This is a genomic window from Argonema galeatum A003/A1 (genome assembly GCF_023333595.1).
Classification (GTDB): Bacteria; Cyanobacteriota; Cyanobacteriia; order Cyanobacteriales; family Aerosakkonemataceae; genus Argonema; species Argonema galeatum.
This window is the reverse complement of record NZ_JAIQZM010000004.1, coordinates 193,467-205,813: the sequence shown is the minus strand read 5'-3', so window position 1 is coordinate 205,813 and position 12,347 is coordinate 193,467. Positions and strand designations below refer to the sequence as shown.

Annotated in this window: 18 protein-coding genes; 8 read left to right on the top strand and 10 right to left on the bottom strand. The window is 46.0% G+C overall.

From position 1 onward, the window contains the following. Window positions 1-90: 90 nt before the first annotated feature. Entirely contained in the window at window positions 91-312 is a 222-nt protein-coding gene (locus LAY41_RS07070) for a ribbon-helix-helix domain-containing protein (RefSeq protein WP_249095719.1), read from the top strand. Then, window positions 270-572, top strand: a complete 303-nt coding sequence (locus LAY41_RS07065; RefSeq protein WP_249095716.1) for a type II toxin-antitoxin system PemK/MazF family toxin — start codon at window positions 270-272, stop codon at window positions 570-572. The genes LAY41_RS07070 and LAY41_RS07065 overlap by 43 nt, the downstream gene beginning before the upstream one ends. A gap of 109 nt (window positions 573-681) precedes the next feature. Here LAY41_RS07065 and LAY41_RS07060 read toward each other — a convergent pair whose 3' ends face one another. Genes LAY41_RS07060 through LAY41_RS07035 form a run of 6 tightly spaced genes read right to left on the bottom strand, consistent with a single transcriptional unit; the run spans window position 682 to window position 3,003 of the window. Then, window positions 682-1,134, bottom strand: a complete 453-nt coding sequence (locus LAY41_RS07060; protein WP_249095714.1) for an aspartyl protease family protein — start codon at window positions 1,132-1,134, stop codon at window positions 682-684. After that, a complete protein-coding gene (locus tag LAY41_RS07055; protein WP_249095712.1) occupies window positions 1,134-1,490 on the bottom strand; it encodes a hypothetical protein in 357 nt (118 codons plus the stop codon). The genes LAY41_RS07060 and LAY41_RS07055 overlap by 1 nt, the downstream gene beginning before the upstream one ends. 52 nt (window positions 1,491-1,542) lie before the next feature. Next, window positions 1,543-1,995, bottom strand: a complete 453-nt coding sequence (locus LAY41_RS07050; protein WP_249095710.1) for an aspartyl protease family protein — start codon at window positions 1,993-1,995, stop codon at window positions 1,543-1,545. Next, the gene (locus tag LAY41_RS07045; RefSeq protein WP_249095707.1) at window positions 1,995-2,354 is read right to left on the bottom strand and encodes a hypothetical protein; all 360 of its coding nucleotides are present in this window, start codon (window positions 2,352-2,354) and stop codon (window positions 1,995-1,997) included. Before LAY41_RS07045 ends, LAY41_RS07050 begins: the two co-directional genes overlap by 1 nt. A 33-nt stretch (window positions 2,355-2,387) precedes the next feature. Beyond that, the gene (locus LAY41_RS07040) at window positions 2,388-2,672 is read right to left on the bottom strand and encodes a helix-turn-helix domain-containing transcriptional regulator (protein ID WP_249095705.1); all 285 of its coding nucleotides are present in this window, start codon (window positions 2,670-2,672) and stop codon (window positions 2,388-2,390) included. Between the two features lie 4 nt (window positions 2,673-2,676). Further along, window positions 2,677-3,003, bottom strand: coding sequence for a type II toxin-antitoxin system RelE/ParE family toxin (locus tag LAY41_RS07035; protein WP_249095703.1), 327 nt, complete (start codon window positions 3,001-3,003; stop codon window positions 2,677-2,679). A gap of 282 nt (window positions 3,004-3,285) precedes the next feature. Between LAY41_RS07035 and LAY41_RS07030 the strand changes: the two genes are divergently transcribed. After that, window positions 3,286-4,650 (top strand): histidine phosphatase family protein, encoded by a 1,365-nt coding sequence (locus LAY41_RS07030; RefSeq protein WP_249095819.1) that lies wholly within the window; start codon window positions 3,286-3,288, stop codon window positions 4,648-4,650. 127 nt (window positions 4,651-4,777) lie between these two features. Further along, window positions 4,778-6,064 (top strand): dihydroorotase, encoded by a 1,287-nt coding sequence (locus LAY41_RS07025; protein WP_249095816.1) that lies wholly within the window; start codon window positions 4,778-4,780, stop codon window positions 6,062-6,064. 206 nt (window positions 6,065-6,270) lie between these two features. Here LAY41_RS07025 and lepB read toward each other — a convergent pair whose 3' ends face one another. After that, window positions 6,271-6,873 (bottom strand): signal peptidase I, encoded by a 603-nt coding sequence (lepB, locus tag LAY41_RS07020; protein ID WP_249095701.1) that lies wholly within the window; start codon window positions 6,871-6,873, stop codon window positions 6,271-6,273. A 66-nt stretch (window positions 6,874-6,939) separates the two neighbouring features. Then, window positions 6,940-7,137 carry a hypothetical protein gene (locus tag LAY41_RS07015; protein WP_249095700.1) on the bottom strand — a complete coding sequence of 66 codons (198 nt, stop codon included), beginning with the start codon at window positions 7,135-7,137 and terminating at the stop codon, window positions 6,940-6,942. On the opposite strand from LAY41_RS07015, the gene LAY41_RS07010 reads away from it, so the two are divergent. Next, the gene (locus LAY41_RS07010; RefSeq protein WP_249095697.1) at window positions 7,136-8,467 is read left to right on the top strand and encodes a dihydroorotase; all 1,332 of its coding nucleotides are present in this window, start codon (window positions 7,136-7,138) and stop codon (window positions 8,465-8,467) included. The genes LAY41_RS07015 and LAY41_RS07010 overlap by 2 nt on opposite strands. Window positions 8,468-8,475: 8 nt before the next feature. After that, window positions 8,476-8,823, top strand: a complete 348-nt coding sequence (locus LAY41_RS07005; protein WP_249095696.1) for a hypothetical protein — start codon at window positions 8,476-8,478, stop codon at window positions 8,821-8,823. 22 nt (window positions 8,824-8,845) lie between these two features. Here LAY41_RS07005 and tsaE read toward each other — a convergent pair whose 3' ends face one another. Continuing rightward, window positions 8,846-9,325, bottom strand: coding sequence for a tRNA (adenosine(37)-N6)-threonylcarbamoyltransferase complex ATPase subunit type 1 TsaE (gene tsaE / locus LAY41_RS07000; protein ID WP_249095694.1), 480 nt, complete (start codon window positions 9,323-9,325; stop codon window positions 8,846-8,848). Window positions 9,326-9,356: 31 nt separating this feature from the next. Continuing rightward, window positions 9,357-10,724 (bottom strand): gluconeogenesis factor YvcK family protein, encoded by a 1,368-nt coding sequence (locus LAY41_RS06995; protein ID WP_249095692.1) that lies wholly within the window; start codon window positions 10,722-10,724, stop codon window positions 9,357-9,359. Between the two features lie 330 nt (window positions 10,725-11,054). On the opposite strand from LAY41_RS06995, the gene ruvC reads away from it, so the two are divergent. Further along, a complete protein-coding gene (ruvC, locus tag LAY41_RS06990) occupies window positions 11,055-11,543 on the top strand; it encodes a crossover junction endodeoxyribonuclease RuvC (protein ID WP_249095688.1) in 489 nt (162 codons plus the stop codon). 157 nt (window positions 11,544-11,700) lie between these two features. Continuing rightward, complete coding sequence (locus LAY41_RS06985) at window positions 11,701-12,153, top strand: DUF29 domain-containing protein (protein WP_249095687.1); 453 nt, start codon at window positions 11,701-11,703, stop codon at window positions 12,151-12,153. Window positions 12,154-12,347: the final 194 nt, after the last annotated feature.

Below are 12,347 nucleotides of genomic sequence, written 5' to 3'. Positions count from 1 at the left end.
GGTGCGATCGCCCCTTTCCCCCCAAACTCCAAAGCGCGATCGCATCGATCTTTGCTACCATACTATCAACGCTATGACCAACGCTAGCAAATGGTTCAAATCTCTATTTCTTTGCCAGATGACTTACTGAGATACATCGACCAAAAGGTTGATAACCATAACACCCTGATTGAATCTCTCTTGCAACAATGGCGACAGCAGCAGGAAGATAAAGACTTGGCTTTAGCTTGTAAGTTGGTTGATGAACTCGGTTTAGGTTGGGATGAGGAATGTCAGAACCAAGCGATTATGGATTGGAAAGCATCTGGGTAGTCAGGTTTGAGCCATCAGTAAGCACAGAAATTCGCAAAACACGCCCAGCTTTAGTGATTTCTGCTTCTGCGTTTAATCTCCAACGCAGCAAGGTGACAGTTTTACCCTTTACCTCATCTCGTCTTGATGACCCCCGCATTTCTCCTGTTGTGGTATTTGTGCCGTCATCAGCAGAAAATGGTCTGGCGGTAGATAGTTTGTTGGTGTGTGTTGACCCGATGACCTTTGACAAGTCGAGACTGGTGCAAAAGTTGGGCTAATTAGAAACTGAACTTCTCGGTCAGGCTCAATCTATTTTACAGCGATATTTTGATTTGTAGCGATTCCCAGAAACCCGGTAACTCCTGCGAAACCGGGTTTCTGACATTTTCACAGTTGCCCAAAATAAAAAGTGTCGGTACTAGGATCGATCGCAAACCTAATTCTCTCCAAAAATCCAGTCAACCCAATAAAAGAAGGAAAATTACCCCAATACTCCTCTACCTCCGGCACAAACACAGTAGAGTCTACATCCAAATCCTCACCATATTGAGCTTTTAATTTTATATTCAAACGAACTACAAACCCCTCTAATCTCATACCTCGAATCAACATAGTTTTTCTTTCCAGTGCCGAAGCCGGAGCGACCCCTGCATCTGAAGCAACTTTTGGCGCTAAGATTACATAGGGTGCGCCAGTATCAACCACAGCTATAGTTGGAACGCCTTGAATCTCTACCTCAAAGATAATTCGATTTGTAGTTTCTGTTTCTGTTGCTGGACGATAATCGTATCTGAGTGCGCCCGTTGCAAAAAGATCCCCGTTTGAAAAAAGTAGTACCATCAGTAAAGTACAGTTACAAGTATACCAGTATTCTTGACAGGGCCAACCTCCGCGATTACTTCATCGTGACTTTTGCCGGATGCCAAAAGCTGACCGTTTTTAATTGCCACCCAGCGCCCTCTATACTCCAAACGGTTTTTTTTCATCCATTCGTGATTAGCGCCTATTTCTGGATGACCGCCTCGGTTTACAGATGTTATCTTGGGAGGAGCTAAAATATAGGCATATTTCTGAAGTTCTGCGTGTTCTGGATAATGTTTAAGACCTTCGGTTGCGATCTGCCAAGCGGCATTCCAGTCATAGCGATCTAATTCTTTATCGGCAGCAACTATAAATTCTTCTGGTGTGTTGTACATGATGTTAATTCTGTACCAATCGAGTCTATTATATCACAGACTCTCTTTCATTTCAAAGTTGACCAAAATAAAAAGTATCTGTACTTGGATCGATCGCAAACCTAATCCTCTCTAAAAATCCAGTCAATCCAATAAAAGAAGGAAAATCACCCCAATACTCCTCTACCTCCGGCACAAACACAGTAGAGTCTACATCCAAATCCTCCCCTTCTGTTGCCACTAATTTTATATTCAAACGAACTACAAACCCCTCTAGTCGCATACCTCGAATCAACATGGTTCTCGTTTCCAGTGCCGAAGCGCGATCGACTCCTGCATCTGAAGCAACTTTCGGCGCTAAGATAACATAAGGTGCCCCAGTATCAACTACAGCTCTAGTTGGAACGCCTTGAATCTCCGCCCGGATTATGATTCGATTTGTCGTCTCACCTTCAGTCGCGGGACGATAAGCATAAGGGATAGCACCCGTTGCAAAATAATCACCGTTGGAAAAGAGTAGTACCATTAGTAGATCGCCGTCACCAATATACCAGTATTCTTGACAGGCCCAACCTGCGCGATTACCTCATCGTGACTTTTGCCAGATGCTAAAAGCTGACCGTTTTTAATTGCCACCCAGCGTCCTCGATACTCCAACCGATTTTTTTTCATCCATTCGTGATCTGCCTGTACTTCTGGATGACCCCCTCGGTCTACAGATGTTATCTTGGGAGGAGCCAAAATATAGGCATATTTCTGGAGTTCCGCGTGTTCTGGATAATGTTTAAGACCTTCGGTTGCTATCTTCCAGGCGGCATTCCAATCACCGCGATCGAACTCTTTTGCGGCTGCCCTAATAAATTCTTCTGGTGTGTTGTACATCATATTAATTTAGCAGGAGACAAGTTTATTGTACCACTATGAATCATCCGATTTAACAGTAACAGTTAAATTCAATCCCAACTCGTTTAACCAAAGTCCTAGATGATAAATTTCAGCACTTCCTTCAACTGAAAGTATGAGATCGAGCTTTTCCAAATGCTGTTTGTCACCTAACGCTTCCGCCACATCTTGTAGCGCTTGTTTGAGCAACTCAGGTTCAGGGTCTTTTTCTTCTAAAATAGCTTCAATGTAGCCAGCAGCATATTCGGGGTTTTTGAGGCGTGAAATAAGAGATTCGCGGTAGGGTACACTTTTAGGCATAGTGTTAACTCCTATAATCTGCCCAGTATGATTTAGCGGTGCTAATGTCTCGATCTTGTGTGCTTTTATCTCCGCCACAAAGGAGAAGCACTATTGTCGATCCTATTTGTCCAAAGTAAACGCGGTAGCCAGGGCCAAAATTAATTCTCAATTCAAAAACTCCTTCACCGAGAGATCTGTAGTCCCCTAAATTACCGTTTTGAACTCGCCTAAGTCTAGCATCAATTTTAGCTTGGGCGGTTCTATCTCGGAGAGAATTAAACCACTCATCGAAAGGTATTCTGCTATCTGGGGTTACGTAACGTTGAATTCCCTTCGGTTGTGATTCCATTATCTTACTGTAGCTGCAACAAAATTATATCTGGAAAATCGCATAATTTAGAAATAAGACTTATTTGCTAAATTAATTTAATTTGGCTAGGGCTGAAATTAAAGGCTGGCACAATAAGTCGATCGCACATCACCAACCATCTCGATTATTTATAAGCCCCCTCCCCGTTAACGGGGAGGGGGTTGGGGGTGAGGTAGCCCCAGCAGCGTACCCCAGAAAGGTTAAAATCTTTCTGATCCTGATTAACTATCCCAGTCCCCTACCTTTGTGGAGGATAAACCCCTGTCAACTCGCGTAATCCTTGTCCGGCACGGGCAAAGCACTTTTAATCAACAGCAGCGCATCCAAGGTCGTCTTGACGAGTCTGTCTTAACGGAGGCAGGTCGCGCCACAGCACGTCAGGTTGCCCCTGCCTTGACTGGCATCGCATTCGATGCTATTTACAGCAGTCCCCTGCAACGGGCTAAAGAAACAGCTGAGATCGTTCAGTCTTGTTTGCCAAATCCTCCGAAATTGCAGGTAGCAGATAAACTGATGGAAATCGATCTGCCATTGTGGGAGCGTCTGCAAAAAGATGAGGTAAAAGCGCAATTTCCCGAAGACTATCGCCTTTGGAAAGAACGTCCCGACGAACTGCGAATGCCGATACCAGCAGCAGAGGGAACAAGGGAACACTTCCCAGTTTTATCTCTGTATGAGCAAGCGAAGCAGTTTTGGCAGGAAGTTTTGCCTCGCCATGCTGGCAAAACTATTCTTGTGGTGGCGCATAACGGTATTAATCGCGCTTTGATTAGTACTGCACTTGGCATTCCACCGTCTCGTTACCACTCGATACAGCAGTCGAATTGCGGTATCAATGTGCTGAATTTCCCTGAATCTCCCTCTTTCCCCTCCGTTGACGGGGGGGGTGGATCGGTCCAGATGGAGTCAATGAATTTGATTGACCATTTGGGAGATCCTTTGCCGAAACCTCGTCCCGGTCATCAAGGCCCGCGTCTATTACTGGTGCGTCACGGAGAAACTGAGTGGAATCGCCAGAAAAAGTTTCAGGGACAAATAGATGTTCCGCTCAACGATAACGGTAGAGAACAATCAGCAGCAGCTGGTGAGTTTCTCAAAGATGTGGAGATCGACTTTGCCGTTAGCAGTCCGATGCTGCGTCCGAAGGAAACTGCTGAGATTATTCTGCAATATCATCCCAATGTGGAACTAGAATTGCTCACAGATTTGAGTGAAATCAGTCATGGACTTTGGGAAGGAAAATTTGAAGGAGAGATTGAGCAGGCGTATCCAGGTCTGCTAAAAGAATGGCAGGAAGCGCCAGAAACGGTGCAAATGCCGGAAGGGGAAAATTTGGCGCAGGTTTGGGAAAGAGCTCTAGTAGCTTGGGATTCGATCGTATCCAAATACAGCAAGCAGCCCAAAACTGTTTTAGTAGTAGCTCACGACGCTATCAATAAAGCTATTCTCTGCCATTTGTTCGGTTTGGGGCCAGAACATTTCTGGAATTTCAAACAAGGCAATGGAGCAGTTAGCGTGATTGACTATCCTCAAGGTTCGGATGGTTATCCTGTGCTGCAAAGTATGAATATCACTACTCACTTGGGTGGGGGTGTTCTCGATAAGACGGCAGCTGGAGCGTTGTGATTTTAGATTTTAGATTTTAGATTTCAAATTGAACCACAATGTTGAGCTACATCCCCAACCAAATTCTTTGATTTGGTTGGGGAGTGTTCAAGATGAATCCTTACATCTTTCATTCTTTCATCCAAAATTGAAAAGCGAACTGCTTCAACAAGTACGAGTAATAGACCCTGTTTCTGGAAATGACCAGATTGCCGATGTTCTGATTGCAGACGGTACAATAGCAGCTGTCGAAGAAACAATTTCTGACTTGTCATCCGATACATTGGTGCGGGATTGCCGGGGCGTCATTTTAGGGCCGGGACTGGTGGATTTATACAGCCACTCAGGAGAACCGGGTTTTGAAGAACGGGAAACTCTGGAATCTTTGATGCAAGCGGCTCAAGCTGGCGGCTTTACCCGCGTCGCCATCTTACCCGATACGAAACCGCCATTGGATAACCCAGCGGGTTTGGCTCGGTTGCAGAGGTTAGCAGCAGATATAACCGAAAAGTTATCAATTTCTCCCCCGCTCTCCCGCTCTCCCGCTCTCCCGCTCTATTTCTGGGGTGCTATGACTCTGGGCGTCCAAGGCCAGCAAATGACGGAATTGGCAGAACTGGCGAATTCTGGCGTTGTGGGCTTTTGCGATGGTCAACCGTTGCAAAATCTGGCTCTGCTGAGGCGTTTGTTGGAATATCTCAAACCTTTAGAAAAACCGATCGCTATTTGGCCTCAGTACCGCGAACTGGCGGGAAATGGGGTGATGCGAGAAGGTTTTGATTCCATCCGGTTGGGGTTACCGGGAATCCCTGCGATCTCTGAAACGTCCGCCCTCGCTGCTTTGTTGGAAGTGGTGGAAGCCATTGGCACGCCTGTCCATATCATGCGCGTTTCCACCGGGCGCAGCGTGCAGCTGATTTGGGAAGCGAAGGTACGCGGCTTACCCGTTACGGCCAGCACTACTTGGATGCACTTATTGCTTGACACGGAAGCTGTTAGCAGTTATAATACCAGTCTGCATTTAGAACCGCCATTGGGTAGCCCTAGCGATCGCACGGCGTTAAGGCGGGCGGTGCAGCAGGGAATACTGGATGCGATCGCTATTGACCATAGGCCCTACAGCTACGAAGAAAAAACCGTTGCCTTTGCGGAAGCGCCTCCAGGTGCGATCGGCTTGGAACTGGCTTTGCCCCTGCTTTGGCAGACTTTGGTGGCAACTGGGGAATGGTCTGCCTTGGAACTGTGGCGAGTTTTGAGTACTCAGCCAGCTTTATGTCTGAAACAAACCCCAGCTGCGATCGCTCCCGGTCAGCCAGCCGAACTCATCCTTTTTGACCCTGACTTGACCTGGACAGTCGAGAAGCAAACTCTTAAATCTCGTTCCAGCAATACACCTTGGCTGGGACAGCAGGTGACTGGGCGCGTAGTGCAATAGCGGGAAGAGGGGCTAGGGAAGAGGAGAGAAGGAAAAGGAAGAGGGAAGAGGGGGAAGAAGGGGAAGAAGGGGAAGATTCTGCTCCTCTGCCCCTCTGCCCCTCTGCCCCTCTGCCCCTCTGCCCCTCTGCCCCTCTGCCCCTCTGCTCCTCTGCCCCTCTGCCCCTCTGCCCCTCTGCTCCTCTGCCCCTCTGCTCCCCCGCTCCTTTATTTTGAGGAAGGGGAAGGATAGAGTGGATCTGGATCTAGTTCTCCCATACGATTTAGAGGCCAGAAGCGAACTATTGCCCGACCGATGATGCGATCGTGCGGTACAAAACCCCAGTAGTGGCTATCGTAGCTATTGTTACGGTTATCACCTAGCACTAAGTACTGGTTAGGCGGTACGGTTATTGGGCCGTATTGATAATCTGGCTTATCTTCAATATACTTTTCCTGTATGGGTTTATCATTGATATAAACCCGTCCTCCTTTGACCTCAACCTTGTCGCCTGGTAAACCGATCACGCGCTTGATAAAAGCGTCTTTGAAATTTTGCTCCTTGAGCTTGTCTGTTGGGGAAAATACCACAATGTCTCCCCGATGCGGAGATTGGAAGTGGTAACTCAACTTATCAATTATCAAGCGATCGTTAATTTGTAGCGTTGGCAGCATCGACCCCGAGGGAATATAACGAGCTTCCGCTACGAAAGTGCGAATTCCCAAAGCCAAAACTACACTTAGACCGATTGTTTTCAGCCCTTCCAACCAGGGACTTTCGGATGTAGATTGAGGATTCTTATCAGAAGTTTGATCCTGCACGGGAGTCATAGGTATTCCATCATTGTATATAATACACATTAGCAAATTAGTCAAGCAAGTTAAAAGTAAAGGTTTTTAACCTTTTCCACCATCTGCTTTGACCAAATTACCAAAGAAGTCATCCTCAACTTTTAACTCAAATTTAACAAAGTGAGAATAGGAAGCTTTTAGAGCAATAAGCGCTTCCCCATACATTATATGTTTATAATTATTTTTAGAGGATTCATCCGAATTGATAATTGGACTTAAAATCTTCCATACTTTGATTACCATGTCTTCTCCTCCATACTTGTTTATCCGCCGTGCAACTATTCTCTTACCCAGTGGTGAATTTCTGGTTGGAGATGTAAAAACCTGTGGGGGCGAAATTCTAGAAATCGCACCCATAATACCAGATTCTGCCACAAATACGGGAGATCGGGAAATCGACGCCCAGGGTTTGACATTGTTGCCGGGGGTAATTGACCCCCAGGTACACTTTCGGGAACCAGGACTGGAACACAAAGAAGACTTGTTTACGGCCAGTTGCGCTTGTGCCAAAGGCGGGGTAACTTCGTTCTTGGAGATGCCCAATACTCGTCCTCTCACGACAACGCAGACTAATCTCGATGATAAGTTACAACGGGCAGCCCAGAAGTGCCTAGTTAATTATGGCTTTTTTATTGGCGCAACGGCAGAAAACTTGCCCGATTTGCTTGAGGCTAACCCCACCCCCGGCATTAAAATTTTTATGGGGTCGATGCACGGCGCGTTGTTGGTGGATGGGGAAGCGGCGCTGGAAGCTATATTTGCGAAGGGAGAACGACTAATCGCGGTTCACGCGGAAGACCAAGATAGAATAAACCGACGACGGCAAGAATTTGCTGGCATTACCGATCCCTCCGTTCACTCCCAAATTCAGGATAATCAAGCTGCCTTAAATGCTACCCAGTTGGCGCTGAATTTGTCGAAGAAATATCGGCGACGCTTACATATTTTACATCTATCAACTGCGGAAGAAGCAGATTTGCTACGTCAGGATAAACCTAGCTGGGTAACTGCGGAGGTAACGCCTCAGCATTTGCTGTTAAATACGGATGCTTATGCAAAAATAGGCACATTAGCGCAGATGAATCCGCCGTTGCGATCGCACCATGATAACGAAGTCCTTTGGCAAGCGCTACTGGATGGCGTCATCGATTTTATCGCAACAGACCACGCCCCGCACACTTTAGAAGAAAAAGCTCAAGGTTATCCCAATACCCCCTCTGGAATGCCGGGAGTGGAAACATCTTTGCCGCTAATGCTGACTCAAGCGATGCAGGGACGCTGTACTGTTGCCCAAGTTTCTAATTGGATGTCTACCGCTGTAGCGAAAGCGTATAATATTCCTAAAAAAGGTGCGATCGCACCAGGTTACGACGCCGATTTGATATTGGTAGATTTGCATAATTATCGCCCTGTTTTGCGCGAGGAAGTGTTAACAAAATGCGGTTGGAGTCCGTTTGAGGGATGGAGTTTAACCGGATGGCCTCAATTTACTATTGTTGGCGGTCAACTTGTTTATGAAAAAGGTAAATTGTATACCGACGTGCGAGGTAAAGCGTTGACATTTGATGGTTAGTAGTAAGCATGATTGAAAAACTGACTCCCGAACAAGAAGCGCTGATTCCGGTTTATCGGGAGAAATGGAGAGCTATCGCGCTTTCTACCGAACCAATTGACCGTCAAAAAGCTACTGAAGCGGTAAAAGCTATTTATGCTCAAATCAGCTTACGCGAGCCAGAAATTATTTTTGTTGATAGCCCCTATGCAGCTTTAAGACAAGTAGAAAGAAACCCAGAAAGCTACTTGCATATAGACATATTAAATCAAGTCGAATACCAATTGTGGAGCCAAACTCTTAACCAAATAGAAGACGAACTTAGTCACGATTTGAATGGCCACAGAGGAATTTTCAGTACAAATGTAAACTCGTGAAGTAGCGATCGTATTTAAAATGTTAGCAAAATGAATCCAAAACGGTCAAATTTAGCTCAAATTTACCTACGGGAATAAGGTTAGCCTGACGCCCAGAATCAGGTGAATAAATCAATTGAACGCTGAGGAAATTTGTCGGCTTATAGTGCAATCTTTCCGGCCATTCGATCGCAACAATTCCCAAAGGCACCTCGACGCCTTCCCAGTAGTTTTCTAAATACAAAGCCTCCACTTCCTTTGGGGACAAGCGGTACAAATCCAAGTGATACAGGGGTAATCGCCCTTCTGTATACTCGTTAATCAAAGTAAAAGTGGGGCTAACAATGGGATCTGCGATCGCCAGTCCTTCACCAATACCTTGAACTAGAGTGGTTTTGCCAGCGCCTAAATCCCCTTCGAGTAAAATTACGCTACCAGCACTCAGAGACTGGCCCAAAGCGCGACCGAGCGATCGCGTCGCCTCAGCATCTGCAAGAGAAATTGTCCTCGACTCTACCGTCATTTCCAATCAAAAATCAAAAATCAAAAATCCATTAAGATTGAGCGCGACTGTACCAACGCAGTAAGACTCGTGCTAGTCGCTGGGAATTATGGCGCAAGAGAGCGGTATTTTTATCCTCATCCATCACATTTGCCAAAACAATTCTACGTCCCAATAGTACGACGGCTTCGCGATCGAGGAAAACCGGGTGGGAATTTTCCTGAGCATAGCGAGTCAGCGCATTAGCTGATGGTGTTTTCCGCTGCATCAACACAGCGTTAAACAACTGCTTACCACCGCAGGCATTATCGATCGCGCGAATATGGTCTGAAACAGTATAGCCCTGAGTTTCTCCAGGCTGAGTCATGATGTTGCAAACGTAGATACGGGGAACTTCTCGTTTGGCTATAGCCTCCCGAATCTCCGGCACCAACAGATTGGGAATCACGCTAGTGTAGAGGCTACCAGGGCCAATGATAATGTAATCCGCCTCTTCGATCGCCTGCAAAGCTTTCGGCAAAGCTGGTGAATTTTCTGGAATACAACCAATTTTGACAATATTTCCGTTAGCTTTGGTAATATTAGACTCTCCCTCAATCCGGCGTCCATCATCTAATTCCGCCCAAAGACGAACATCGCTAAGCGTTGCGGGTAGCACCCGTCCTCTGATTGCCAAGACTTTAGAACTAGCTGCGATCGCTCTTTCCAAATCCCCAGTAATATCGCTCATCGCCGTCAGAAAGAGATTGCCAAAACTGTGACCCGTCAAACCATCCCCAGCGTGAAACCGATATTGAAACAATTCCGTCAATAACTTTTCCTCATCTGCCAGCGCCGCCAAACAATTGCGAATATCACCTGGCGGCAGCACCCCATTTTCCCGCCGCAGACGCCCAGAAGATCCCCCATCATCCGCCACCGTCACAATCGCCGTAATATTGGCGCTGTAAGTCTTCAAACCTCTCAGCAACGTAGAAAGACCAGTACCACCCCCGATCGCCACAATTTTCGGGCCGCGATTTAAGCGGCGATGGGCCATCAGCATATCGATCAGTTCTTCATCCCCTGCTGGGTTCAACACTTCGGTAATCGCACCCAGACTGCGGGTGTGACCCCACAAAATCAACAACACGCCGCCAATTACCACAATGGGGCCGCTAATATAGCTGGGAACAATAATCGTAATCTTCTCCAAGATGTCGATGAGGAACTGAATCAGGCGATTAATGGGAGTCAGCTTTGTCCATATCGCCAATCCCAGACTGGTGATCAAGACGCCGCCAGCACTTAATAGCAACCAGCGTTTCACCGACAAGCCAGGAGCCAACCACTTGAACCATGTGTTTACCCGCTGGGGAGTGCGACTGCGTGACTCATGCGACAGAACAAGAAGGGCTTGTTTGAATATACTGATTGACATAACTAATTTAGGGCACAGTATTCAAAGGTTTGGGAAAACAAGTGTATAATAGAGAGCTTACTCTATCGATCGAATACCAACACTTGTCCAGCATATTCTACTAGGTATTTGTTACCAGAGTAGCCGCCTATCGATCAACCGTAGGTTTGTATCCCATAAGATTCAGCTTGCATATCCCGAAATCTGGGTATTTGAGCAAAACAAGATTGGGGGCTAGAAAGAGTTTTGACTTAATCACTCAACCTAGTTCAAGTTCCCAGTTCCCAGTCACCAGATCCACTTTGAGATACAGTATTTTATGCCACAGCAGTACGGATCTGACATTTTCCTATGGGGCAGCGAATTTTGGGATTAGATCCAGGACTGGCGGTTGTTGGGTTTGGGGCAATTCTCTGCCCCAAAATCGAGCAGAGTCCTGTGACGCTGCTCGATTTTGGCGTTATTAAAACTTCATCGGATCTGGAAATTGGGGAACGCCTCTGCATAATTTATGAAGATTTGCATACGCTAATGCAGCAATGGAAACCAGATCTGGTTGCGATCGAGAAACTGTTTTTTTATCGCATGGGGAATACTATTGCTGTGGCCCAGGCGCGGGGCGTGCTGATGTTGGTATTGGCTCAGTATAAAGTGCCGTTACTGGAGTTTACACCCGCGCAAATAAAACAGGCACTTACGGGAATGGGGAATGCGGATAAGCATGATGTGCAGCTGGCGGTAGCGCGAGAGTTGAATTTAGATTATATTCCCAAGCCAGATGATGCGGCGGATGGTTTGGCAGTTGCCTTAACGGCGTGGTTTAATGCCATGATTAAATAGCCAAATATAGCTAGGGACTAGGGACTAGGGGAAGAAGGGTTTATAATCAAGGGTTTGGTGGAATTAAGAACGTCCTAACTGACTTTCATCGGTTGCTATACCTTGTTAAACTTACTTATAGCTAGTTGAAACAAAAAAGTGACATAAGCAGAATACCATGTCATCGAACCGATACGAAACAGACTATCATCAATGGATTAAAGAAACGGTCAACCAATTACGAGAACGGCACTTTCATGAGGTTGATTGGGATAATTTGATAGAAGAGTTAGACAATATGGTAAAAAGCGATAAACGGGCTGTATTAACTCTTTTAACCCGTTTATTAGAACATCTTCTTAAATTGTCTTATTGGGAAGTCGAAAAAGATCGTTCAGGGAATCATTGGGCTGCTGAAATTGTCAATTTTCGCGCTCAGATTCAACATCGTTTAGAAGATAGTCCCAGTTTAAAAGCTGAACTCGAAATGATGTATGCAAAAGCCTATTCTGTAGCAGTTAAGTCTGTTTCTAAGCTGTTTTCACTGCCGAATGATGCTCATATTTCCCTAAAACAAGCCTTGGATGAGGATTGGTTTGTTGTAGAGGAATGTAAATCTAGAGAATCTTGAGTGATATTATGTCCTTACCCATCTGTTACCTAAAAAAATCCTATTCTTATTCTTATCTGCGTACCCTGCGGGAAGGCTGCGCCTACATCTGCGTTCCAGAGTCTACATCTGCGGTAAAAATTTAACCAAGGATGAAAACAGACAATTTGACGATATCACTCATATACTAACGATCGGCCCCGATCAAACTTTTC

What these genes read in the sequence shown, in the direction of transcription:
- LAY41_RS07070 (WP_249095719.1), top strand. Translation starts at nt 91, where the DNA reads ATGGTTCAAATCTCTATTTCTTTGCCAGATGACTTACTGAGATACATC.
- LAY41_RS07065 (WP_249095716.1), top strand. Translation starts at nt 270, where the DNA reads ATGTCAGAACCAAGCGATTATGGATTGGAAAGCATCTGGGTAGTCAGG.
- LAY41_RS07060 (WP_249095714.1), bottom strand. Translation starts at nt 1,134, where the DNA reads ATGGTACTACTTTTTTCAAACGGGGATCTTTTTGCAACGGGCGCACTC.
- LAY41_RS07055 (WP_249095712.1), bottom strand. Translation starts at nt 1,490, where the DNA reads ATGTACAACACACCAGAAGAATTTATAGTTGCTGCCGATAAAGAATTA.
- LAY41_RS07050 (WP_249095710.1), bottom strand. Translation starts at nt 1,995, where the DNA reads ATGGTACTACTCTTTTCCAACGGTGATTATTTTGCAACGGGTGCTATC.
- LAY41_RS07045 (WP_249095707.1), bottom strand. Translation starts at nt 2,354, where the DNA reads ATGATGTACAACACACCAGAAGAATTTATTAGGGCAGCCGCAAAAGAG.
- LAY41_RS07040 (WP_249095705.1), bottom strand. Translation starts at nt 2,672, where the DNA reads ATGCCTAAAAGTGTACCCTACCGCGAATCTCTTATTTCACGCCTCAAA.
- LAY41_RS07035 (WP_249095703.1), bottom strand. Translation starts at nt 3,003, where the DNA reads ATGGAATCACAACCGAAGGGAATTCAACGTTACGTAACCCCAGATAGC.
- lepB (WP_249095701.1), bottom strand. Translation starts at nt 6,873, where the DNA reads ATGACTCCCGTGCAGGATCAAACTTCTGATAAGAATCCTCAATCTACA.
- LAY41_RS07010 (WP_249095697.1), top strand. Translation starts at nt 7,136, where the DNA reads ATGTCTTCTCCTCCATACTTGTTTATCCGCCGTGCAACTATTCTCTTA.
- LAY41_RS07015 (WP_249095700.1), bottom strand. Translation starts at nt 7,137, where the DNA reads ATGGTAATCAAAGTATGGAAGATTTTAAGTCCAATTATCAATTCGGAT.
- LAY41_RS07005 (WP_249095696.1), top strand. Translation starts at nt 8,476, where the DNA reads ATGATTGAAAAACTGACTCCCGAACAAGAAGCGCTGATTCCGGTTTAT.
- tsaE (WP_249095694.1), bottom strand. Translation starts at nt 9,325, where the DNA reads ATGACGGTAGAGTCGAGGACAATTTCTCTTGCAGATGCTGAGGCGACG.
- LAY41_RS06995 (WP_249095692.1), bottom strand. Translation starts at nt 10,724, where the DNA reads ATGTCAATCAGTATATTCAAACAAGCCCTTCTTGTTCTGTCGCATGAG.
- ruvC (WP_249095688.1), top strand. Translation starts at nt 11,055, where the DNA reads ATGGGGCAGCGAATTTTGGGATTAGATCCAGGACTGGCGGTTGTTGGG.
- LAY41_RS06985 (WP_249095687.1), top strand. Translation starts at nt 11,701, where the DNA reads ATGTCATCGAACCGATACGAAACAGACTATCATCAATGGATTAAAGAA.